Source organism: Burkholderia stagnalis, assembly GCF_039848545.1.
Lineage (GTDB): Bacteria > Pseudomonadota > Gammaproteobacteria > Burkholderiales > Burkholderiaceae > Burkholderia > Burkholderia stagnalis.
The window spans coordinates 2,494,219-2,516,443 of record NZ_CP156686.1; the positions used below are offsets into that span (position 1 = coordinate 2,494,219).

Consider the following 22,225-nt stretch of genomic DNA (forward strand, 5'->3'; position numbering starts at 1 on the left):
TGCGTAGCGCCTGCGCAAATGCGGCAAGCCGCCGCGCGCCATTCGATGTCTGAAGTCAAAGGAGTCCGAATCCCCCCATGTTGCTCGATCACTTTCATCCGGAACGCTGGACGTTCCTGTGGAATGCGCTGTCCACCTTCTCCCTCCGGCTCTGCGCCGGCCTTGCGCTGCTCATCGCCGGCTGGTGGCTGTCGAAACGCATCGGCAACTGGCTGAGCCGCCTGCTCGCGAACAAGGAGCGCGTGGACGACACGCTGCGGCCGATTCTGTGCGACGTCGCCGTGTGGGGCATCCGCATCGTCGCGATCGTCGGCGCGCTGTCGCAGCTCGGCATCGAAACCGCCAGCATCGTGGCCGTGCTCGGCGCGGCCGGCCTCGCGATCGGGCTGGCGCTGCAAGGCACGATGCAGAACATCGCGGCCGGCATCATGCTCCTGCTGCTGCGGCCGTTCAAGGTGGGCGACTACATCGACGGCGGCGCGGGGGTCGCGGGCACCATCGACGAGGTCGGCCTGTTCATGACGCGCCTGACGAAACCGGACGGCATCTGCGAGTACGTGCCGAACAGCGCGCTGTGGGGCAGCCCGATTCGCAACTACACGCGCAACCCGACACGCCGCCTCGATCTCGAAGTCGAAGTCTCCGTGCGCGACGACATCGACCGCGCGCTCGACGCGCTGCGCGCACTGGCCGACGCCGATCCCGACGTGCTTCAGGACCCCGCGCCGGACGTGATGGTGATGCGCTTCGACGACAGCACCGCGGTCGCGAACATGCGCGTCTGGACGCATACGGACACGTTCTGGGCGCTGCGCTGGCGCCTCGCGCGCCAGGTGCGCAAGGCGCTCGCCGATGCCGATTGCGCGACGCCGATCCGCACGCGCGAGCTGCACATCGTGCACGATGCGGGGCGCAGCGCCGACGGCTCGCGCACCCGCGCGCTGTAACCCAACGTCACCGTTAACCGGCGCGTTCGCGACGCAGGCGCGCGAGCGTCACATCCTGACGATGTCGAGCAGCACCTTCTTGCCGTCCTTGTACGAGAACACGGAGATCGCGCCGTGCTTCAGGTCGCCTTGCGGCGTGAAGCTCGTCTCGCCGATCACGCCGCGATAGTCGGTGGCCGGCATCGCGGCGAGCACCTTCGCGGCGGACGTCGAATTCGCGCGCTTCATCGCATCCACGATGATGTAGACGGCGTCGTACGAGAACGGCGCGTACACCTGCATCGGCTGATGGAAGCGCGCCTCGTAGCGCTTCGCGAACGCCGCGCCGCCCGGCATCTTCTCGAGCGCGATGCCGGCTTCCGAGCACACGACGTTGTCCGCCGCCGCGCCCGCGAGCTTCGGCAGGTCGGTCGAGCATACGCCGTCGCCGCCGAGGATCTTCGCACGCAGGCCGAGCTGCCGCGCCTGCTTCGCGAGCGGGCCGCCGGTCGCGTCCATGCCGCCGTACATGATCGCGTCCGGATTCGCGCCCTTGATCTTCGTGAGGATCGCGCGGAAATCGATCGCCTTGTCGTTCGTCGCGTCGCGCGACACGACCTTTAGGCCGGCCGCCTGCGCCGCCTTCTCGAATTCGGTCGCGAGCCCCTGCCCGTACGCGGTCGCATCGTCGATCACCGCCACCGTCCGGATGTTCATCCGCTTCGCCGCAAACATGGCCAGCGCCGGCCCCTGCTGCGCGTCGGTCGCGACCACCCGGTACGTCGTCTTGAAGCCTTGCTGCGTGTACACGGGATTGGTGGCCGCCTGCGAGATCTGCACGATCCCGGCGTCGCGGTACACGCGCGACGCCGGGATCGACGTGCCGGAATTGTGATGGCCGACCACGCCCGCCACCTTGTCGTCGACGAGCCGCTGCGCGACCTGCGTCGCGGTGCGCGGGTCGCCGGCGTCGTCCTGCGGATCGAGCTGCAGCGTCACTTTCGTGCCGCCGATCACGAGGCCTTTCGCGTTGATCTCCTCGACGGCGAGCCGCGCGCCGTTCTCGCTGTCCTTGCCGAGATGCGCGATCGCGCCGGTCAGCGGCGCGACGTGGCCGATCCGCGCGATCTCGTCCGCGTGCACGGGCAGCGCGCACGCCATCGCGACGGCTGCGGCCGCCGTTGTCTTGTGATGTCGAAGCATGTCTCTCTCCTGATGGGGATGTATTGTTGCGTCGGAATCCGTTCTCAATGCCGCAGCGCCGCGAGCAGCACGCGGTCCGCGACGCTCGACGCCGTGCGCATCTCGCTGCCCGCCGCGACGCCGTACAGGTTCTTCGGATCGCGCGGCGTCGGGATCAGGTCCAGCTCGATGCCGATGCCGCGTTCGCGCGCGGCCGCGTTCAGGTAGCGCAGCGCCGAGAAATCCTCGAGCGCGAAGCCGACCGAGTCGAACACCGTCACCTGCGCATCGGTTTCGCGGCCGCGCTGCGCGCCGGACACGATCCGCTGGAACTCCACCACCGGGAAATCCGCCGGCATCTGCTGGATGTCGCCTTCGATGCGCGTCTGCGGCTCGTATTCGACGACCACGCGCGCACGCCGCAGCACGTCCGCATGCAGCTCGGTCTTGCCCGGGCAATCGCCGCCGACCGCGTTGACGTGCATGCCGTCCTCGATCATGTCGGGCGTCAGGATCGTCGCGTTGGTCTTGTCGGCGGTCACGGTGGTCACGATATCCGCGCCGCGCACCGCGTCGGCCGCCGACGCGCAGCGGATCACGCGCAGGCCCGCGAACGGCGCGAGATTGCGCTCGAGCTTGTCGGTGGCGGCCGGATCGATGTCGAACACGCGCAGCTCGTCGATGCCGAGCATGTCGTGGAACGCGATCGCCTGGAACTCGCTTTGCGCGCCGTTGCCAATCAGCGCCATCGCGCGCGCATCGGGCCGCGCGAGGAAGCGCGCGACCAGCGCGGACGTCGCCGCGGTGCGGATCGCCGTCGTCAGCGTCATTTCGCTGAGCAGCAGCGGGTAGCCGGTATCGACGTCGGCGAGCACGCCGAACGCCATCACCGTCAGCAGGTCGGCGCGCGTGTTCTTCGGGTGCCCGTTCACGTACTTGAACGAATACAGCCGGGCGTCGGAGGTCGGCATCAGCTCGATCACGCCGTCGGTCGAATGGCTCGCGAGGCGCGCGGTCTTCTCGAAGGTCTCCCAGCGGCGGTAGTCCTGCTCGATGTAGGAAGCCATCGTCGTCAGGACCTGCGTGATCCCGACTTCGGTCACGAGCGTCGAGACGCTCGTCACATCCAGATATCTCGTCATGCTAACTGCTCCTTTGATTGCGGCGGCCTGCGCAGCCGCCGCCGAACCGGTCACGGCGCGGCGCTCACGCGCGGCCTTCGAATCCCAGCAGCACGTTGACCGCATTGATGCCGATCTCGTCGACCATGTACCCGCCTTCCATCACGAACAGCGTCGGCAGGCTCAGGCGCGCGAGCGCCTCGCCGATCCGCAGGTAGTCCTGCGAGCGCAGGCGGAAGTGGCTGATCGGGTCGTGCTCGAACGTGTCGACGCCGAGCGACACGACGAGCACGTCGGGCGCATACGCGGCGATCGCGGCCGCCGCGCGGCCGAGCGCTGCGTCGTAGCCGCTCCACGCGGTGCCCTTCGGCAGCGGCAGGTTCAGGTTGTAGCCCTCGCCCGCGCCCGTGCCGCGCTCGTCCGCGTAGCCGGAGAAGTACGGATACGACACCGGCGGCTCGCCGTGAATCGACACGAACAGCACGTCCGCGCGGTCGTAGAAGATGTCCTGCGTGCCGTTGCCGTGGTGGAAATCGACGTCGAGCACGGCGACGCGCGCCGCGCCGCGCGCGATCGCGTGCTGGGCCGCGATCGCCGCGTTGTTCAGGTAGCAGTAGCCGCCCATGTACTCGCGGCCGGCGTGGTGGCCGGGCGGGCGGCACAGCGCGAATGCCGCGCGCGTGCCGGGCGTGCCGGGCGTGCCGGTGGACAGCAGCTCGGCGCCGGTCAGCGCCGAATTCGCGCTCGCGCTGGCCGCGGCCCACGTGCCGGCGTTGATCGGCGAACCGGCGTCCATCGCGAAGAAGCCGAGCTTGCCGTCGATGAACGCGGGCGGCGTCGCACCCGATGGCATCGCGCGCACGGGCCACACGAGCGGCAGCGCCTGGCAGGTGCGGCCGGTCGCGCGCCATTCGTCCCAAGCGCCGGCGAGGAAATCGACATAGCGCCGGCTGTGCGCGCCGGCATAGCACGCGCGGTCGAATGCGCGCGGCGCGACCACGTCGCCGAGGCCGCTCGCGCGGACTTGCGCGAGCACCGTTTCGGCGCGCAGGGGGTTCTCGAACGAATCGGTGATGGCGCCGTCCTTCAGTTCGACGCCGCGATGCAGTTGGTGATCGCTGCTGTAGATCGTGAGCATGGTGGGCTGTTGCGGTAAGGGTAAGCAACAGTTTATTGGCGAGGAGCGGCAATAGCTTTGCTTTTCGCGCTGCCGTTCCGTACACTTTTGTGCAAACCGACTACGGAACGGACGAAATGAGCAAAAATCGCCCAAAGGCAGAAATGGACGGCGTCGACCGCGCCATGCTGCGCCTGCTGCAGGAAGACGGCGCGCTCTCCAACGCGACGCTCGGCGAGAAGCTGTCGTTGAGCGTGACACCCTGCTGGCGCCGCCGCAAGCGCCTCGAGGACGAAGGCGTGATCACCGGCTACCAGGCGAACCTCGACCGGCGCGCGCTCGGCATGAACGTGTTCGCGTTCGTGCTCGTCACGTTCAACATGCATTCCGACAAATCCGCCGACAATTTCGAAGCCGTGATCCGCAAGCATGACGAAGTACTTTCGTGTCACAAGATCACCGGCGCCGCCGATTACGTGCTGCAAGTCGTGGCGACGGATCTCGATGCGTATGCCGAGTTCGTCGAACGCGTGCTGCGGCGGCAGGCGGGCATTTCGTCGATTCAATCGAGCCTCGCGTTGCGCGAGGTGAAGTTCTCGTCGCGGCTGCCGGTGCCGGAGGAATGAGCGGCGGTAGCGCGATACCTTTTTCCTATTTCACGGAGCATGACCTCATGAAACGTTTCATCCCGTCGGTTTCTCTTGCCGCTGCAATCGTGTTTGCATTGAGTGCATGTGCGGCACAACCGACTCCGCCTGCGCAGTCCTCCGCACCGATCGTCGGCGGCGATCGCGACGCGCATGGCTGCATCGGCTCGGCCGGCTACGCATGGTGCGAATCGACCAGGCAGTGTGAACGGCCGTGGGAACTCGCGAAACAGAAAGGCTTCGCGAATTCGGCGGAGGCGTTCGCGCAGTACTGCCGGAGCGGTTCAGGTTCCGTAAAGTGACCCTGCCGCGGTTCGCCGCGGCCATTCTCATCCCCGCCTCACGCTGCCGCTTTCGACGGATTCCGATCGGGCCCCAAGGCATCGATCGGCATGTGCGGCAGCGCTTCGATCAACCCGCCTGCCGTCCCCCATTCCGGAAACCCGGACACAAAAAAACCCCACAAAAACAAGGCTATTTTCCCTCTGCGACACGGCAATCGAGTTCGGTTATATTACGCGCCCCTTGCCACCCCGCCCCCGGCAGAAGCGCCGCGTGCGGCCCTTTCCGACGCAGCCTGAAACCCCAACCGCTCAGGCTTGCCGCAAGGGCCTCGGCGCGTTGCGCGCCAGCGCGATGCAGGCGATTGCCTGCCTGCCGCGAACCGCATCGAAGGTGTCCTTCGCAGCGGCTTCGCGTGCGCAAATGCAACGGCTTCCCGCGTCAATCCGGAATCCCGGATTCGCGATCCGGATATCCGGATGCGCGCACCGGCCCCGGTCGGCACGCGCAGGCGCCGGCATTCCGCCCCGGCCGGACGGCGTGGCAAATCGATGCATTCAAGTTGAAAAAGGGATCTGCTGTGATCAAAACGTTACGGGTAATGCTGTCGGGGCTCGCGCTGTGCGTAGCCGCGTCGTCCGCGCATGCGGCCGACACCAAGAAGGTCGACGTCCTGCTGGTGGGCGGCGGCATCATGAGCTCGACGCTGGGCGTCTGGCTGCACGAGCTCGAACCGAGCTGGTCGATGACGATGGTCGAGCGCCTCGACGGCGTCGCGCAGGAAAGCTCGAACGGCTGGAACAACGCGGGCACCGGCCACTCCGCGCTCGCCGAGCTCAACTACACGCCGGAAAAGCCGGACGGCAAGATCGATATCTCGAAGGCCATCCAGATCAACGAGTCGTTCCAGATCTCGCGCCAGTTCTGGGCATGGCAAGTGAAGCAGGGCGTGCTGAAGAACCCGCGTTCGTTCATCAACTCGACGCCGCACATGAGCTTCGTGTGGGGCGACGACAACGTCCGCTACCTGAAGAAGCGCTACGACGCGCTGCAGGCGAGCCCGCTGTTCCGCGGCATGCAGTACTCGGAAGACTACGACCAGATCAAGCAGTGGGTGCCGCTGATGATGGAAGGCCGCGACCGCAAGCAGAAGGTTGCCGCCACCTGGACGCCGATCGGCACCGACGTGAACTTCGGCGAGATCACCCGCCAGTTCGTCGGCTACCTGCAGCGCCAGCCGAACTTCACGCTGTCGCTGTCGAGCGAAGTGCGCGAGATCAAGCGCAACGCCGACGGCACGTGGCACGTGTCGTGGGTGAAGCTGCACTCGAACGAAGCGCCGCAGGACATCGACGCGAAGTTCGTGTTCATCGGCGCGGGCGGCGGCGCGCTGCACCTGCTGCAGGCGTCGGGCATCCCTGAAGCGAAGGACTACGGCGCATTCCCGGTCGGCGGCTCGTTCCTCGTGACGGACAACCCGGAAGTCGTGAAGCAGCACCTCGCGAAGGCGTACGGCAAGGCGTCGGTCGGCTCGCCGCCGATGTCGGTGCCGCACCTCGACACGCGCATCATCGACGGCAAGAAGATCATCCTGTTCGGGCCGTTCGCGACGTTCTCGACCAAGTTCCTGAAGAACGGCTCGTACTTCGACCTGCTGACCAGCACCAACACGCACAACGTGGCGCCGATGATGCGCGTGGGCGTCGACGAGTTCCCGCTCGTCCAGTACCTGGCCGGCCAGCTGATGCTGTCCGACGAGGACCGCTTCAACGCGCTGAAGGAATACTTCCCGAACGCGAAGAAGGAAGACTGGCGCCTGTGGCAGGCCGGCCAGCGCGTGCAGATCATCAAGCGCGACCCGGTGAAGGGCGGCGTGCTGAAGCTCGGCACCGAAATCGTCGCGTCGCAGGACGGCAGCATCGCGGGCCTGCTCGGCGCATCGCCGGGCGCGTCGACCGCCGCGCCGATCATGCTGAGCCTGCTCGAGAAGGTGTTCAAGGACAAGGTCGCGACGCCTGCCTGGCAGCAGAAGATCAAGCAGATCGTGCCGAGCTACGGCACGAAGCTGAACGACAGCCCGGCGAAGGTCCAGGAAGAATGGAACGCGACGAGCGACGTGCTGCAGCTCGCGACGCCGCCGACGATCGACCTGAGCGCGCCCGCGCATGCAGGCGCGGCCGCCGCGCCGGCCCAGCCGGTCCGCCCGGCCAAGGCGGCGAACGACATGGCACTGTGATGCGCTGAAGGCGCGCCGCGCCGCCCGGAACGGCCGTTCCGGCACGGGTTGCCTCCGCGAAGCGGGGCGCAGCCCGGGCCGGGCGGCCGTTTTTCATTGGGCGCGGCGGCCGCGAACCCGCCGGGCCGGCCGCCGTATCCGCTAGAATTGCGCCACGCGCGATCCGCCGATCGCCGGCCGATCCACCTTCCACCCCGACGAACCGTCACGCGAACGGCCGCGCCGCGCCCGCCCCTCAGCGGATGCCGCGCGCCACGGCCGCGCAACGCCGGCGCCCCCGCCCCGACACGCGCAGGGGGCGCGCAACCGAATTCAGCTGGAGATAAACCGTGTTTACTTGCCGAAACCAGAGCTGCGGCACGCAGTGGGAAGAATCCGACGTCGTCATCAAGGACGAAGGCCAGGGGCTGCTGTTCCGCTGCCCGCTGTGCGGCGCGCGCAACTATCTCGAGCGCTTCGAAGCCGAAGACGGCACCGTCGTCTACGAACAGATGGAAGGCCGCCCTTACCTCGGAGACCTGTCCTGACATGAGCCAACCGACCGCCACGCCCTTCAGCGCGCTGCCGCTCACGCCCGCGACGCTCGCCAATCTCGCGCAGCTCGGCTATGCCGAGATGACGCCGATCCAGGCCGCGAGCCTGCCGATCGCGCTCGCGGGCCACGACCTGATCGCGCAGGCGAAGACCGGCAGCGGCAAGACCGCCGCCTTCTCGCTCGCGCTGCTCGCGCGCCTCGACGCGCGCCGCTTCGACGTGCAGGCGATGGTGCTGTGCCCGACGCGCGAGCTCGCCGACCAGGTCACGCAGGAAGTGCGCCGCCTCGCGCGCGCCGAGGAAAACATCAAGGTGCTGACGCTGTGCGGCGGCACGCCGATGCGGCCGCAAACGCAGAGCCTCGAGCACGGCGCGCACATCATCGTCGGCACGCCGGGCCGCATCATGGATCACCTCGACCGCGGCCACCTGTCGCTCGACGCGCTGAACACGCTCGTGCTCGACGAAGCGGACCGGATGCTCGACATGGGCTTCTTCGACGACATCGCGAAGGTCGCGCGCCAATGCCCGACGACGCGCCAGACGCTGCTGTTCTCCGCGACCTATCCGGACGGCATCGCGAAGCTGAGCCAGCAGTTCCTGCGCAACCCGAAGGAAGTGAAGCTCGCGGAGCGCCACGACGACAGCAAGATTCGCCAGCGCTTCTACGAAGTGACCGAGAACGAGCGGCTGCACGCGGTCGGCCTGCTGCTGAACCACTATCGCCCGGTGAGCACGATCGCGTTCTGCAACACGAAGCAGCAATGCCGCGACCTGCTCGACGTGCTGCACGCGCAGGGCTTTCATGCGCTTGCGCTGCACGGCGAGCTCGAACAGCGCGAGCGCGACCAGGTGCTGATCCAGTTCGCGAACCGCAGCTGCTCGGTGCTGGTCGCAACCGACGTCGCCGCGCGCGGCCTCGACATCGCACAGCTCGAAGCGGTGATCAACGTCGACGTGACGCCCGACCCCGAAGTGCACGTGCACCGCATCGGCCGCACGGGCCGCGCGGACCAGGAAGGCTGGGCGCTGAGCCTCGCGAGCATGGACGAGATGGGGCGCGTCGGCGGGATCGAGCAGGCGCAGAAGCGCGACGTCGAATGGCATCCGCTCGCCGAGCTGAAGGCCGACGGCAACGAACCGCTGCTGCCGCCGATGGAAACGCTGCAGATCCTCGGCGGGCGCAAGGACAAGATCCGCCCCGGCGACGTGCTCGGCGCGCTCACCGGCGATGCGGGCTTCAGCGGCGCGCAGATCGGCAAGATCAACGTGACCGAGTTCTCGACCTACGTCGCGGTCGAGCGCGGCATCGCGCGCGATGCGCTGCGCAAGCTCAATGCCGGCAAGATCAAGGGCAAGCGGGTGAAGGTTCGTCTGATGGACGACGACGAATAAAGGTGTCATGCATCGGCGGGCGGGCGAGGCTCGCCTGTCGATGCCCGCTCCGGCGGCGCGAAGCAATTCAACGCGTCAAGCCAGCTCCGGATAGCCGTATGCAGCAGCCTCGGCCGCGAACCGTTCGATGACCGCGTAGTCATCCGGCGTGAGCCGCTCGAACCCGCGCAACCTGAGCGCGTGCGCGCGGGCGGCATCCGCTTCGACTGCCGTATCGAGCGCATCGCGCAGCAGCGCTGCCTGCGCGTCGCCGAGCGCGCGCGACGCGATCAGCGGCAGGCCCGGCGCAGGCGTGGTCGTGCCGATCACGCGCACATCGCGCAGCACATCGGGCAGCGCATCGCGCACGTAGGCAAACGTCACGCAGTCGATCGCCGCACAATCCGCCTCCCCCGCGCCGAGCGCGCGCAACACGTTCAGATGCGAGCCGAATCGCGCCACCGACGCGAAGAAGCGTCCGTCGCGCGCATGCGGCGCCACCGCATGCCGGAACGCGTTCATCCCGCTGTGAGAATCGTCCCCGTTAAAGGCCGCGCGCAGGCCGCGGCACGCGGCGAGCGTCCTCGCGCCGGCCGCATGCGCGCGCGCCGACACGACGAGCATGCTGCAATAGCGCGCGCCGTCGCAGCCTTGCGCATCGAACCGGGGCGTCGCGATCAGGTGCACGACCTCGCCGAGCCCGAGCATACGGAACGGAAAGCCGCAGGTCTGCGACAGCAGCAGATCCTCCCGCCGCCAGAGCGGCCCCAGCTCGCCGAACGGCTCGTCGAGCAGCGTGACGCCGGACGGGCCGCCCGCCCGCGCGAGCGCATCGAGCGCGTCGCGCAGCAGCGCGCGCCACAGCGCGGCGTGGCGCGGCGTCACGTTGTACATCGGCAGTCCGGCGATCCAGCGGTTCATGCAGGCATTCTACGCACGTCGGAGCGCGCGTTGGATACCGGCATGCAAGGCCCGCCGCCCCTCCGATCGCGCACCCATTTCCGTCGCACCCGCGCCGGGCATCGTTCTGACCGATCGCGATAAGCACATGCCAATCCATTGATTTGCCGCCGCGCGCCGATTGGTTAAAGTTCGGTTTCCTTTCCAATCCTCGCCGATCACGCTGCTCGCCGGTCCCGTACATGGCTGAATACTTCGACGTCGACCACGCACGCGCGATCGCGGCGCTCGGCGCCCGCTTCACCGCCCGCACCGAGTGGCCGACCTGGCTGCTGATCGTCGCGATCTACGGCGGCTGGCTCGGCGTGCTGCTGCTCGTGCGGGCGGGCCATCTGCCGCTGGCCGCCGCGACGCCGCCGCTGGTCCTGCTCTGCGCGTGGCACTTGTCGCTGCAGCACGAACTGCTGCACGGCCACCCGACGCGCTCCGCGCGCGTGAACCGGCTGCTCGGCTATCCGCCGCTGTCGGTCTGGTATCCGTACACGCTGTATCGCGACACGCACCTCGACCATCACCGCGACGACGATCTCACCGTGCCCGGCATCGATCCGGAAACCAACTACGTGTCGCCGCAGCGCTGGGCGGCGCTGCCGCGCTGGCGGCGTGCGCTGCACGTCGCGCGCAAGACCTTCGTCGGGCGGCTCGTCGTCGGCCCGCCGGCCGGCATCGCCGCGATGCTGGCCGCGTCGTTCGCCGCACTGCGGCGCGGCGACCTGCGTCAGCTGCCGATGTGGATCACGCACGTCGCGTGCGTCGTCGCGCTGCTCGCGTGGCTGCAGCACGCGATCGGCGTGCCGTGGTGGTATTACCTGCTGGCGATCACGTGGCCCGCGCAGTCGCTCGCGATGATCCGCTCGCTCTACGAGCATCGCGCGGCCCGTCACCCGAAGGCGCGCATCGCGATCAACGAGGCCGGCTTCGCGATGCGGCTGCTGTACCTGAACAACAACTTTCACCTCGTGCATCACGACCTGCCCGCGCTGCCGTGGTACGACCTGCCACGTGCGTACCGGATGCGCCGCGACGCGTATGCGCACAAGTGCGGCGGCTTCGTGATCCCCGGCGGCTACCGGGAGCTGCTGCAGCGCCATGCATGGCGGCCCACCGATGCGCCCGTTCATCCGTTCCCGGAAGGGTCGGCATCGCTGTCGACTGGCGGCGGCGTGCGCGTCGCGGTGGTCGACGGCTATCTGCGGATCAGTACGTGAACGCGGCGCATCCCCGCGTTGCCGAGCGTCGGAGAATCTATTCGATCCGGTACGTCAGCACGTAGTGATGCTGGTCGCCTTCGTTGCGAATCTGCAGCTCGCCGCGGATGCCGACCAGCGCCCCCGTGCCGGAGCCCGGCACGATCACGATGCGCAGCTCCTTCACGCCGGCATCGAGTTGCCCGAAGTGGGCCAGCGCGAAACCGCCGCTGCGGCCGTCCAGCGTGCCGCTGAACGATTCGAGCGCGGTGTATACGGCCTCGCCGGCCTGCGGCTCGCCGGCGCTGAGCATCGTGCCGCGCGCATGGCCCTGCAGCGCGCCGCGATACGTCTTGTCGAGACCATGGCGGGCGATCGCGGGGGCGCCGGCCGGTGCGGGCGTCGGCTCGGCGGGTTCGAACCGAACGTCGAACGTGCCGACGGCGGTGACGGGTGTGGTATTCGAAGCGGCTGCGTTCACGGGCGCTCCTGGCAGGAATGAGATGACGGCGGAAATGCGACCGCCCTGATATCGCAGTCAGGACGATCGTCTCGTCGCGGCATCATGGCACAAAACGCCGGCACGCAGATGATGCCGTTCACCGCACGCACCACCGCATTCACTGCATCGCGCGCCGCACGAGCGCCGCCAGCGCCGCCGCCGGCTCGGTGTTGCCGAAACGCCGCTCGGTCGCACCGGTCTCGACGTCGATATGCCCCGCGTTGTGCACGTCGTACAGATCGGTGATCAGGCGCGCGTGACGCTCGGAGAGGCCCGCGCGCAGCAGCGTGCCGACCCATGCGTCACGCGGCAGCTCGCGCGCGACGATCGTGCGCCCGGCGGCCGCGCCGAGTGCGTCGGCGATCTCGCGCACGCTGACGCGCCGCGGCCCTTCGACGCTGACCACGCGCGGCCCGTCGGCACGCCCGCCGTCGAGCAGCAGCGCGGCCGCGACGACGCCGACATCCGGCGCCGACACCGCGGGAAAGCGCTTGTCGACCGGATGATGCAGGCTCGGCAGCACGCCTGTCGCAAGCGCGACCGGCAGCATCCGCGCCCAGTTCTGCAGGTGCTCGGCGGAACGCAGCAATGTCACGCGCGTCGCGAGCGGCTTCAGCCGTGCCTCGAGGTCATGAAACAGGCGCGTGATGCCCGTGTCGAAATCGAGCTCGGCGCCGTAGTCCGACAACGCCACCAACGCCGGCGGCGGATGCGCGGCGAGCGCCTCGGCCGCGACGTCGATCATCCGGCGCATCGTCGCGGCGGGATCGCCGTCCGCGACGGGCACCGGGCACAGCATCTGCGCGCCCTGCGCGCCGTCGAGCGCCGCCGCAACCGTGCGCGCGTCGGTCAGGTCGGCCAGCACCACTTCGCAGCCCAGGCGCGCGAGCCGTTCGCGATGACGCGCGTCGCGCACGACCGCGCGCACGGGATGGCCCGCGTCGCGCAGTGCCGTTGCGCTCGCGTAGCCGACATTGCCTGATGCGCCGAAGATCACGAACACGATGTGCTCCCGATAAATGAACATGCGGCCATTGTCGATACCACCGGCCGCGCCGGCGCGCAGGTCCGGATGAAACGAGCAGGCAAGGATGATTGCGTCGGCATCGAGCCGGCCGCGGTGCCTTCCGCGCGCGTGCCGAACAATTCTGATTAAATGACACGCTTTCGCCCCACCGAACCCGAACAACGATGAGCGACCTGAAAGGCGACCTCTCTTTCGCCGCGCCGCCCGTATCCGCATCGTCCGCGCGCCGCCGCTCGCTCATCGCCGCCTGCGGCGCGCACGCGGTGCACGACGGCCTGACGGACGTCATCTACGTGCTGCTGCCGATCTGGCAGGCGCAGTTCGGCATCAACTACGCGCAGATCGGGATGTTGCGCGGCGCGTATTCGGGCACGATGGCCGGCTTCCAGCTGCTGGCGAGCCGCGCCGCCAGGCGCTGGGGGCGCAAGCGCCTGCTGGTGGGCGGCACCGCGCTCGCGGGCCTCGCCTACCTCGTCGCGGGCCAGGCCGGCGGGCTCGCGGTGCTGCTGATCGCGCTGCTGCTCGGCGGGCTCGGCGCGAGCACGCAGCATCCGCTGGCGTCGTCGATGGTCACCGATGCGTACGAGGCCGGCGGCGGCGTGAAGGAAGCGCTGTCGCAATACAACTTCTCCGGCGACATCGGCAAGACGCTGATTCCGGGGCTGATCGGCCTGCTGCTGACGGTCGTCACGTGGCGCACGAGCGCCACGCTGATCGGCGTGCTCGGCGTGGTGGCGGCGGTGCTGCTGGGGTGGCTGATTCCGTCGAACGGCACCGCCCACGCAGCACGCGAGAAGGCCGCCAACGCAGCGGCCGGCAACGGTTCGGCCGCCGGCCTGCGCGCGCTGCTCGCGACCGGCACGCTGGACAGCGCGGTGCGGATGGGCTTCCTCACGTTCCTGCCGTTCCTGCTGAAGAGCAAGGGCGCCGGCACGGCCGGCATCGGGCTCGCGCTGACGCTGCTGTTCATCGGCGGCGCGTTCGGCAAGCTGTTGTGCGGCTATCTCGGCGCGCGCGTCGGCATGATGAAGACGGTGTGGCTGACCGAATCCGCGACGTCGCTGCTGATCGTGCTGGCGGTGTTCGCGCCGCTCGTCGCGATGATGGCGATGCTGCCGCTGCTCGGGCTCGCGCTGAACGGCACGTCGTCGGTGCTGTACGGCGTGGTGCCGGAACTGGCCGGCCCCGGCCGGCGCGACCAGGCGTTCGCGCTGTTCTACACGGGCACCATCGGCGGCGGCGCGCTGGCGCCGGTGGTGTTCGGCCGGCTCGGCGACCTCGCGGGCGTGCCCGTCGCGTTGATCGCGCTCGCGGCGTTCCTGCTGCTGACGCTGCCGCTGTCGTGGTACGTGCAGAAGGGGCTGCAGCGCTGATGCCCGACGCGGGCTGCGCGAGCACTAACCCGGCGCCTGCGCCAGCCCGACGAACCGCTCGACGCACGCCGACGCAAACGGCTCGCGCCACATCACGATCTGGTCGACCACGTAGCGCGCGGCGAGCGGCACGTACGCGACGCCCGGGCGTTGCAGCGTCGCGGTGAAGCCGGGCACGATCGCGACGCCGCGCTCGGCGGCGACCAGCGACACCAGCGTCGTGATCTGCGCGGCGGTCGCGCCCACCCGCGGCACGACGCCCGCCTGCGCGCACAGATCCTCCAGCGCGACGTTCAGCGCCGAACCGAGCGCCGGCGGGAACGTCACGAACGTCTCCGCGGCGAGCTCGGCGAATGCGACATCCACCCGCTTCGCATAAGGGCTGTGCGCCGGCACCGCGGCAACGAGCGGCTCCTGTGCAACGACGAGCGAGCGGATGCGCGCGTGCGCGTCGTTCGCGAGGTCACGCGCATTCGCCGCGGCCCAGCCGAAGCCGACGTCCATCGTGCCGTCGGCGATCTGCTGCCGCTGGCCGGTGGTCGGCACTTCGCGAAACGCGAGTTCCACGTCCGGCATGCTGCGGCTCGCGCGGCGAACCCAATCCGGAAACGCGTCGGACATCGGAATCGAACTCGCATAGCCGATCACGATGCGGCCGGCGAGCCCGTGCGCCATCTTGCGCGCGGTCGCCTCCGCCTCGCCGACCGCGTCGATCACGCTGCGCGCCTGCTCGAGGAACAGCGCACCTTCCGGCGTGAGCCGCACCGCGCGCGTCGAGCGCTCGAACAGCCGGACGCCGAGCTCGGCCTCGAGCGCGGCGATATGGCGGGTCAGCGGCGGCTGCGCGATGCGCAGGCGCAGCGCCGCGCGCCCGAAGTGCAGTTCGTCCGCGACGGTCACGAAATAGCGCAGGCGGCGCAGGTCGAGCATTCTTGTCTTTCCGGTATCAATGGCGACGAATTCGGTATTGGCGCGCGGGCCGCGCGATCGTCAGACTGTCCGGGGAACCAGACAGGGCATCATCCGTGAAACGCCGAACGATCCGAACCGCCTTCTTCCTGTGCGGATTCGCCGCCTTTCTCAATCTCTATTCGACCCAGGGCATCCTGCGCGAACTCGCCGCGGCGTTCGGCGTGAGCGCGGAGCGCGCGGGCCAGGGCGTCAGCGCCACCACGCTGGCCGTCGCCATTATCGCTCCGTTCGTCGGCACGCTCGCCGCGCGCTTCGCGCGCCGCACCGTGATCGTGTGCGCCGCGATGGCGGTCGCGCTGCCGGTCGCGTGGTCCGCGCACGCGACGAGCTTTCCGTCGTTCCTCGCGGCCCGGTTCGCCGCGGGCGTGCTGGTGCCGTTCATCTTCGCGATCGCGATCGCCTATATCGGCGAGCTGTTCAGCCGCGAGGCGGCGACGGAAGTGAGCGCGCTGTTCGTCGCCGGCACGACGCTCGGCGGTTTCGCGGGCCGCTTCGTCACCAATGCGCTCACGTCGGTCGCGGGCTGGCGTCATGCGCTCGACGCCGTCGCGGCGCTGTGTGTCGCGGCCGGCCTCGCGATCCATGCGTGCCTGCCGGCGCCGCATGCCCCGCCTGCCCTGCATTCGCGCGCAACGGCCGCCCGCGCGTCCGGCTGGGCGTGCCTGACGCGCGGCCCGCTGCTCGCGTCGTTCGCGATCGGCGCGTGCGTGCTCGCGTCGCAGGTCGCCACCTTCACGTTCGTCGGCCTGCGGCTCGCGCAAGCGCCGTTCGGCTTCGGCACGGCCGCGATCGGCGCGATCTATGCGGTGTTTCTGGTTGCCGTCGTCGTCACGCCGCTCGCGGGCCGGATCGCCGCGCAACGTGGGCCGCGGCAACCGGCGCTGGCCGCCGCGCTGCTCGCGATCGGCGGCGCATTGCTGACGCTGTCGAACAGCGTCGCCGTGATCCTGGCCGGTCTCGCGCTCAGCTCGACCGCGGTGTTCGTCGAGCAGGCGTCGGCGAACGCGTTCATCTCGCAGCAGGCCGCCGGCGCGCGCTCGACGGCGATCGGCATCTATTTGTCCTGCTATTACTTCGGGGGCAGCCTCGGTTCGATCCTGCCCGTTCCTGCATGGCATCGCTGGGGCTGGGGCGGCTGCGTCGCGTTCATCGCGGCCGCGCAGGCGCTCGTCGGCCTGCTCGTGTGGTTCGGCTGGCGCGCGAACATGCCCGGCGACGATGGCCCGGCGGCGCTCGCCGGCCGGGCCGGCGCGCAACGGCAGCCCGGATAGCGATCCGGTCGCGGCACCGATGCCGCGTTAGCTCGGCACTCGCTAACCGGCCGACTTCCTGCGCCGCGCCTGTTCGAGCGCGGGCGCCGCGCGCCCGGCCCGGCAGCGGCCCGGCTTGGCCGCCTGCGCGTCAGCCGGCGGGTCGAGGCGATCGACGCTGACGCACCGCCCCGCCTCCCATTCGGCCTCGAGCGTCGCGCGGATCGCGTGCAGTTCCGCCCGCTGCCCGTCCAGTTGCGCGCGCATCGCGTCGATCTCGCGCATGCGCGCGTCGAGGCGGGCGAGCAGGCCCGCCTTCGAGAATGCGTCCATTTCGTCGGCCGCCGCGCGCATGTCCACCAGCGAGAACCCGAGCCGCTGCGCGAGCTGGATCATCCGCAGCCGCTCGGCCGCGGCCTCGTCGTAGATCCGGTAGCCGTTCTGGCCCCGTCCCGCCGGCGGCAGCAGCCCGCTCTGTTCGTAGAAGCGGATCGCGGACGTCGTCATGCCGGTCCGGGCGGCCAGTTCTCCGATCTTCATCGTGCTTGACCTTCAAGTTGACTTGAAACTTAGTATAGGCACATCGCATTCGCCAGACAGGTCATCCGATGACGACTTCCCTCTTTACCCCGCTGACGCTGCCCAACGGCAGCACCCTGCCCAACCGCATCGCGAAGGCCGCGATGGAGGAGAATCTCGCCGATGCCGGCCAGCTGCCCGGCGACGCGCTGCGGCGCCTCTACGCCGCATGGGGCGCGGGCGGGACCGGGCTGCTGATCACCGGCAACGTGATGGTCGACGCCCGCGCGCTGACGGGCCCGGGCGGCGTCGTGCTGGAGCGGAACACGCCGCTCGAGCCGTTCCGCTCGTGGGCGGCCGCCGCGCGGGCGCACGGTGCGCGCGTGTGGATGCAGATCAACCACCCGGGGCGGCAAGTGATGGCGGCGATGGGCCGGGAGGCTTGGGCGCCGTCCGCCGTGGCGCTCGATCTCGGCAAGCACAGCAAGCTGTTCGCGACGCCGCGCGAAATGACCGCGGCCGAGATCCACGAGGTGATCCAGCGCTTCGCCGATACCGCCGTGGCGGCCGAAGCGGCCGGCTTCGACGGCGTGCAGATCCATGCCGCGCACGGCTACCTGCTGTCGCAATTCCTGTCGCCGCTGACCAACCGCCGCCGCGACGACTGGGGCGGCTCGCTGGAGCATCGCGCGCGGCTGCTGTTGGCCATCGTGCGCGCGGTACGCGCGCGTGTCGGCAAGACCTTCGGCGTCGCGGTCAAGCTCAATTCCGCGGATTTCCAGCGCGGCGGCTTCTCCGAGGACGATGCGAAGCAGATCGTGCGCTGGCTCAACGACGAGGCCGTCGATCTCGTCGAGCTGTCCGGCGGCAGCTACGAGAGCCCGGCGATGCAAGGCCGCACCGCGGACGGCCGCACGCTCGCCCGCGAAGCGTATTTCCTGACGTTCGCGCGCGACATCGCCGCCGTCGCGACGATGCCGGTGATGACGACGGGCGGCATACGCCGGCAGGCGGTCGCCGAATCGGTGCTCGCCGAAGGGGTCGCGGTGGTCGGCATGGCCACCGCGCTCGCGTGCGTGCCCGACCTGCCGACCCGCTGGCGCAGCGGCCAGGCGATCGACGCGCCGGGCGTGCATGTCCGGTGGCGCGACAAGGCCGCCGCGGGGCTCGCCACGATGGCGCTCGTCAAGCGCCGCCTGCGCGCGATCGCGGCCGGACGCCGGCCGCGTCGCCGATATTCGGCGGTGTTGACGCTCGTGCTCGACCAGCTGCGCATGCGCAAGCTGACGCAGCGGTATCGACAGTGGAGCCCGGCGCGCGCGTGATGCGTGGCCGGATGCGTCGCGCGGAAGGCAACGCTCACGCGTCCGCGTGCTGCGCGCCCGACCGGGCAATCTCGCGCGGCGTCACGCCGAGCAGCCGGTTCATCCAGCTCGCCAGATGGCTCTGGTGCGCGAACCCGGCCTCGAGCGCGACCTGGCCGACGCTGAGCCGGCCTTCGAGCAGCAGCGCCTTCGCGCGCTCGACGCGCCGCTGCACGACGTAGCGGTGCACGGGCATGCCGAGCGTTTCGCGAAACAGCACCTTGAAATGCGGGACGCTGATGGCCGCCAGCGCGGCAAGTTCGGACAGCGTCAGACGCTGGTCGAGATGATCCTCGATGTAGTCGATCACGCGCGCGGCGGCCTTCGGCGCGAGCGCGTGCCGCCGGCCGCGAAACGACGGCGCGGCGTCGGCGAGCCGCGCGACCAGCGCCGTGCACAGGCTTTCCGCATAGAGCGGATCCGACGCATCGTCCGCCTCCAGCTCGGCGGACAGCGCCCATGCGATGTGCTGCAGCCGCGGATCGCGCACCTGCATGCGGCAGCGGATCTGCGCCTGCGACGGCTTGAGTTCCAGCTGGTCGAAGGTCGCGCGCGCGAACGCGTCGCTGATCGAAATGCGCAGGATCCGGCAGTCGCCGTCATCGGTCCAGCGGCCGGGAAGCCCGGCGGGAATCACGTCGGCGTCGCCATGCGCCTGGATGCGCGCCTGCCGGCTGCCGTCGCACGCGCAATTCGCGCGGACCGGCGCGCCGACGTGCACGCCGACGCGGTGGTCGTCGGCCGCCGGAACCCGGTACGTGCCCGCGCGAATGCCGAGCAGCGCCGCGCCGAAGCCTTGCCACCCGCGTTCGGCGCTGGAACGCAGGATCACCGGCACGCCGGCGGCCGGGTGCGCGGCCAGGGTCGCATCGCTCATCGCATCCCCTCTCAAGTCGCGAATCGAATGCGCATTGTGCCGCCGTTTCAGTGCGCGCGCTTGCCGTCGGCGCGTCATGCCCGGCGCCGCCGAAAAGGATCATCCGTTCTTGTTCTCGGCGATCCGGACATGCGCGTCGATGCGCGTGCCGCGCGCTACGATCGGCGCATTCCGACTCTTCCGGAGCTCGCCATGCACGCTTGCTGCTCCCGGCAAACGGCGGCCGCCGCGCTGCGCACGCCTGCCTCACGAACCGGTGCCGGCACCGCCATCAGCACCGTGTGCGCAGCAGTCGCCGCGCGCATGCCCGGCATCGCCGCGTGGCGCCGCTTCACGCAGTTGCTGGCCTCGATTCCCGACAGCAACGACGATTTCGGGCTCGTCTGAGCGGCGGGCGCGCTTCAGGCATTCGCTGCGGCGGGCGACCGCGATTCCGTCAGCGCCTGCTGCAGATGCGCTTCGAGGATCGCCATCACGGCCCGCGTCCTCGACGGCACCGGCCGCGCGGCCGGATACAGCGCGTGCAGATCGAACCCGGGCACCGCATGGCCCGGCAGCAGCTCGACGAGCCGCCCGGCCGCCAGCGCGTCGCGGCACACCGGCTCCTGAAGCACGCCGATGCCCGCGCCGCCGAGCAGCATCTCGTACGCCGGGCGCCAATGGCTCGTGCTGAAGACGATATCGATCGGCGCGGGCCGCACCGCGTCCGCCGCCTGCGCGAAATGCAGCAGGCCGTCGGCGAACAGCCCCGCCACGCGTATGAACGGATGCGCGGCGAGATCGGCGGGGCTGTCAGGCGCGCCGTGCGTGTCGACATACGAACGCGCGGCAACCAGCACGCGGCGCACATGGCCGAGCCGGCGCGCGACGAAGCCGCCGTCGCGCAACGCGCCGAGCCGCAGCGAAATATCGACGCCTTCGGTCACCGGGTCGATGACGTCGTCGTTCAACACGAGGTCGACGCGCAGGTCGGGGTAGCGTGCGCGCAGCGCGGTCATCGGGGCGGGCAGCACGACCTCGCCGATCCCGTGCGGCGCGGCGATCCGGATGCGCCCGCGCACGGCGTCGCCGCCATGCGTCACCGCGGCCTGCGCTTCGTCCGCCGCGTCGAGCACGACCTTGCTCTTCTGATAGAACCGCGCGCCGTCGTCCGTGCACGACACCGCGCGCGTGCTGCGCAGGAGCAGCCGCACGCCGAGATGGCGCTCGAGCCGCTCGATGCGCTCGCTGACGGCCGGCTGGCCGAGGCCGAGATCCTTCGCGGCTCTCGACAGGTTTCCGCGCTCGACGACCCGCACGAAGATGCGCATCGCAGCTAGCAAGTCCATAGGTTCCCCGGTGATGAAACGGCGCAGGCCGCGCGCGCCCTGCCCGCGCACTATACGCGCTGCGCGCGCCGGCGCTAGTCGTACGCGCGCGCGCCGATGCGCACGGCCGGTGCGCGCCATCGGCGGCCATACAAGGTCATCACGACATAGCTCGCGATGAAGCTCAGGCCGCCCGTCGCCAGCAGGCCGAGCTCGCCCAGCACCGGCAGCAGGTTCGTGAGCACGCCCGTGACGACCCACGCGATCGCCATCACCGAGCCGGCGACGCCGAGCGCCCAGCCCTGCCGCCCCTCGTCGACGGCGTCCGAATAGGCCGTGTACATCGTCGTGTACGCGACCATGTCGAAGCAGCCGACCAGCATGCCGAGCCCCCACAGCACGCCTTCGTGCGGGAACAGCGCCGACGCGAGCTGGCCCAGGCCGGCGACGAGCAGCCCCGTCTTCGCGATCTCGACGACGCCCGACGTCCTCAGCATCCGCCGCACGACCACCACGAGCCCGAACACGAAGCACACGCCGATCAGGCCGCTGAACAGGCCGAGCTGCGCGCTCGTGTACTGGAAGCGCGTCTGCAGCACCAGCATGATCGTCTGCAGGTACAGGCCGTAGCCGACCTGCATCAGGAAGAACACGGCCGACAGGCACGCGATGCGGCCGTGCAGCGCGGCCTCGCAGACGATCCGCACCGGCAGCAGCAGGTCGACCCGCGCGCCGCCGGCCGGCGCGATCGCATCGCGATGACAGCGCAGCACCCACAGCCCGCACGCAACGGACAGCGCGGCGACCAGCAGGAACGGCGTGCCGTAGTTGAAGAACGGCGCGATCGTGCGATCCGAGGTGACGCCGCCGAGCACGGGGCCGACGATCACGCCCGCGCTGAACGCGACCGACATGATGCTCATGTTGACCGCCTTGTTCTCCGGCGTGCTCAAGTCGGCGATCGCGGCCTGCGCGATGCCCTGGCAGCCGGCCATCAGGCCGGTGAGCGCGCGCCCCGCGAGCAGCAGCGCGATGCTCGGCAGCAGCGCGCCGAGCGCCATCAGCAGGTAGCCGAGCGCGAGGCCGAACACGCACAGCAGCAGGATCCTGCGGCGGCCGTAGCCGTCGGACAGCTCGCCCATCAGCGACGAGCCGAAGAACATGAAGAACGGATAGATCCCGTATCCGAGCCCCAGGTAGAAGTTGCGCAGATGCGCGGGCGTATCGGCGCCGATCACGCCCGCGTGCGGATCGGCGAAGATCGCCGCCATGATCGGATACACGAGCCCGAAGCCCATCGCGTCGATCGCGATCGCGAGCAGGCAGGGGCCCAGCAGTTTCAGGTTCAGCTTGGACATGAGTGGCCTCGGCAGTGACGTTGCCGTCACCGTAGCCGCCGGCCGTGCGCGCGAGTAGGGGCGGCGAGGCGATCTCAGTCATCGGCGAAACCGATGACCGGCGCCGCGCG

The 22,225-nt window shown here is 69.7% G+C and carries 22 protein-coding genes; 11 read left to right on the forward strand and 11 right to left on the reverse strand.

What is annotated here, in order from left to right:
* Nucleotides 1–77: 77 nt before the first annotated feature.
* Nucleotides 78–947: a mechanosensitive ion channel family protein gene (locus ABFO07_RS27880; protein ID WP_059564365.1), complete on the forward strand. Its 870-nt coding sequence runs from the start codon at nt 78–80 to the stop codon at nt 945–947.
* 48 nt (nt 948–995) lie between these two features.
* On the opposite strand, the gene ABFO07_RS27885 is transcribed toward ABFO07_RS27880, so the two are convergent.
* From ABFO07_RS27885 to ABFO07_RS27895, 3 genes are all read right to left on the reverse strand, one after another.
* Complete coding sequence (locus ABFO07_RS27885; RefSeq protein ID WP_059890063.1) at nt 996–2,129, reverse strand: branched-chain amino acid ABC transporter substrate-binding protein; 1,134 nt, start codon at nt 2,127–2,129, stop codon at nt 996–998.
* 44 nt (nt 2,130–2,173) lie between these two features.
* Nucleotides 2,174–3,250, reverse strand: coding sequence for an ornithine cyclodeaminase (locus tag ABFO07_RS27890; RefSeq protein ID WP_347468975.1), 1,077 nt, complete (start codon nt 3,248–3,250; stop codon nt 2,174–2,176).
* A 64-nt stretch (nt 3,251–3,314) separates the two neighbouring features.
* A complete protein-coding gene (locus tag ABFO07_RS27895; RefSeq protein WP_347468977.1) occupies nt 3,315–4,367 on the reverse strand; it encodes a histone deacetylase family protein in 1,053 nt (350 codons plus the stop codon).
* A gap of 116 nt (nt 4,368–4,483) precedes the next feature.
* Here ABFO07_RS27895 and ABFO07_RS27900 point away from each other — a divergent pair, with 116 nt between their 5' ends.
* The 5 genes from ABFO07_RS27900 (at nt 4,484) to dbpA (ending at nt 9,440) form a co-directional block, all read left to right on the forward strand.
* Nucleotides 4,484–4,972, forward strand: coding sequence for an Lrp/AsnC family transcriptional regulator (locus ABFO07_RS27900; protein WP_347468978.1), 489 nt, complete (start codon nt 4,484–4,486; stop codon nt 4,970–4,972).
* A 47-nt stretch (nt 4,973–5,019) separates the two neighbouring features.
* Nucleotides 5,020–5,295 (forward strand): hypothetical protein, encoded by a 276-nt coding sequence (locus ABFO07_RS27905; RefSeq protein WP_347468980.1) that lies wholly within the window; start codon nt 5,020–5,022, stop codon nt 5,293–5,295.
* 581 nt (nt 5,296–5,876) lie between these two features.
* The gene (gene mqo, locus ABFO07_RS27910; protein ID WP_347469704.1) at nt 5,877–7,511 is read left to right on the forward strand and encodes a malate dehydrogenase (quinone); all 1,635 of its coding nucleotides are present in this window, start codon (nt 5,877–5,879) and stop codon (nt 7,509–7,511) included.
* Between the two features lie 329 nt (nt 7,512–7,840).
* Complete coding sequence (locus tag ABFO07_RS27915) at nt 7,841–8,038, forward strand: hypothetical protein (protein ID WP_010089753.1); 198 nt, start codon at nt 7,841–7,843, stop codon at nt 8,036–8,038.
* 1 nt (nt 8,039) lies between these two features.
* On the forward strand, nt 8,040–9,440 hold the full coding sequence (gene dbpA, locus ABFO07_RS27920) for an ATP-dependent RNA helicase DbpA (protein WP_059808957.1): 1,401 nt from the start codon (nt 8,040–8,042) through the stop codon (nt 9,438–9,440).
* 75 nt (nt 9,441–9,515) lie between these two features.
* On the opposite strand, the gene ABFO07_RS27925 is transcribed toward dbpA, so the two are convergent.
* Nucleotides 9,516–10,340 carry a phosphate/phosphite/phosphonate ABC transporter substrate-binding protein gene (locus ABFO07_RS27925; RefSeq protein ID WP_347468984.1) on the reverse strand — a complete coding sequence of 275 codons (825 nt, stop codon included), beginning with the start codon at nt 10,338–10,340 and terminating at the stop codon, nt 9,516–9,518.
* Nucleotides 10,341–10,561: 221 nt separating this feature from the next.
* On the opposite strand from ABFO07_RS27925, the gene ABFO07_RS27930 reads away from it, so the two are divergent.
* Nucleotides 10,562–11,587, forward strand: coding sequence for a fatty acid desaturase (locus ABFO07_RS27930; RefSeq protein WP_347468986.1), 1,026 nt, complete (start codon nt 10,562–10,564; stop codon nt 11,585–11,587).
* Nucleotides 11,588–11,624: 37 nt separating this feature from the next.
* Here ABFO07_RS27930 and ABFO07_RS27935 read toward each other — a convergent pair whose 3' ends face one another.
* Both ABFO07_RS27935 and ABFO07_RS27940 read right to left on the reverse strand, forming a co-directional pair.
* A complete protein-coding gene (locus tag ABFO07_RS27935) occupies nt 11,625–12,047 on the reverse strand; it encodes a DUF3224 domain-containing protein (RefSeq protein WP_059808969.1) in 423 nt (140 codons plus the stop codon).
* Nucleotides 12,048–12,186: 139 nt separating this feature from the next.
* Nucleotides 12,187–13,071 (reverse strand): NmrA family NAD(P)-binding protein, encoded by an 885-nt coding sequence (locus ABFO07_RS27940; protein WP_347469705.1) that lies wholly within the window; start codon nt 13,069–13,071, stop codon nt 12,187–12,189.
* 188 nt (nt 13,072–13,259) lie between these two features.
* On the opposite strand from ABFO07_RS27940, the gene ABFO07_RS27945 reads away from it, so the two are divergent.
* Nucleotides 13,260–14,468: an MFS transporter gene (locus ABFO07_RS27945; RefSeq protein WP_060149378.1), complete on the forward strand. Its 1,209-nt coding sequence runs from the start codon at nt 13,260–13,262 to the stop codon at nt 14,466–14,468.
* A gap of 24 nt (nt 14,469–14,492) precedes the next feature.
* On the opposite strand, the gene ABFO07_RS27950 is transcribed toward ABFO07_RS27945, so the two are convergent.
* Nucleotides 14,493–15,398 carry a LysR substrate-binding domain-containing protein gene (locus ABFO07_RS27950; protein WP_060158615.1) on the reverse strand — a complete coding sequence of 302 codons (906 nt, stop codon included), beginning with the start codon at nt 15,396–15,398 and terminating at the stop codon, nt 14,493–14,495.
* Nucleotides 15,399–15,493: 95 nt separating this feature from the next.
* On the opposite strand from ABFO07_RS27950, the gene ABFO07_RS27955 reads away from it, so the two are divergent.
* Nucleotides 15,494–16,711 carry an MFS transporter gene (locus tag ABFO07_RS27955; RefSeq protein WP_347468988.1) on the forward strand — a complete coding sequence of 406 codons (1,218 nt, stop codon included), beginning with the start codon at nt 15,494–15,496 and terminating at the stop codon, nt 16,709–16,711.
* Between the two features lie 42 nt (nt 16,712–16,753).
* Here ABFO07_RS27955 and ABFO07_RS27960 read toward each other — a convergent pair whose 3' ends face one another.
* The gene (locus tag ABFO07_RS27960) at nt 16,754–17,230 is read right to left on the reverse strand and encodes a MerR family transcriptional regulator (RefSeq protein WP_347468989.1); all 477 of its coding nucleotides are present in this window, start codon (nt 17,228–17,230) and stop codon (nt 16,754–16,756) included.
* 68 nt (nt 17,231–17,298) lie between these two features.
* Between ABFO07_RS27960 and ABFO07_RS27965 the strand changes: the two genes are divergently transcribed.
* Nucleotides 17,299–18,534 (forward strand): NADH:flavin oxidoreductase/NADH oxidase family protein, encoded by a 1,236-nt coding sequence (locus ABFO07_RS27965; protein WP_347468990.1) that lies wholly within the window; start codon nt 17,299–17,301, stop codon nt 18,532–18,534.
* Between the two features lie 34 nt (nt 18,535–18,568).
* Here the strand turns inward: ABFO07_RS27965 and ABFO07_RS27970 are convergent, their stop codons facing one another.
* On the reverse strand, nt 18,569–19,450 hold the full coding sequence (locus tag ABFO07_RS27970; RefSeq protein WP_059907595.1) for a helix-turn-helix domain-containing protein: 882 nt from the start codon (nt 19,448–19,450) through the stop codon (nt 18,569–18,571).
* Nucleotides 19,451–19,477: 27 nt separating this feature from the next.
* On the opposite strand from ABFO07_RS27970, the gene ABFO07_RS27975 reads away from it, so the two are divergent.
* The gene (locus ABFO07_RS27975) at nt 19,478–19,837 is read left to right on the forward strand and encodes a hypothetical protein (RefSeq protein WP_124491714.1); all 360 of its coding nucleotides are present in this window, start codon (nt 19,478–19,480) and stop codon (nt 19,835–19,837) included.
* Nucleotides 19,838–19,851: 14 nt separating this feature from the next.
* Here the strand turns inward: ABFO07_RS27975 and ABFO07_RS27980 are convergent, their stop codons facing one another.
* The gene (locus tag ABFO07_RS27980) at nt 19,852–20,778 is read right to left on the reverse strand and encodes a LysR family transcriptional regulator (RefSeq protein WP_124491713.1); all 927 of its coding nucleotides are present in this window, start codon (nt 20,776–20,778) and stop codon (nt 19,852–19,854) included.
* Between the two features lie 74 nt (nt 20,779–20,852).
* On the reverse strand, nt 20,853–22,115 hold the full coding sequence (locus ABFO07_RS27985; protein WP_060351545.1) for an MFS transporter: 1,263 nt from the start codon (nt 22,113–22,115) through the stop codon (nt 20,853–20,855).
* Nucleotides 22,116–22,225: the final 110 nt, after the last annotated feature.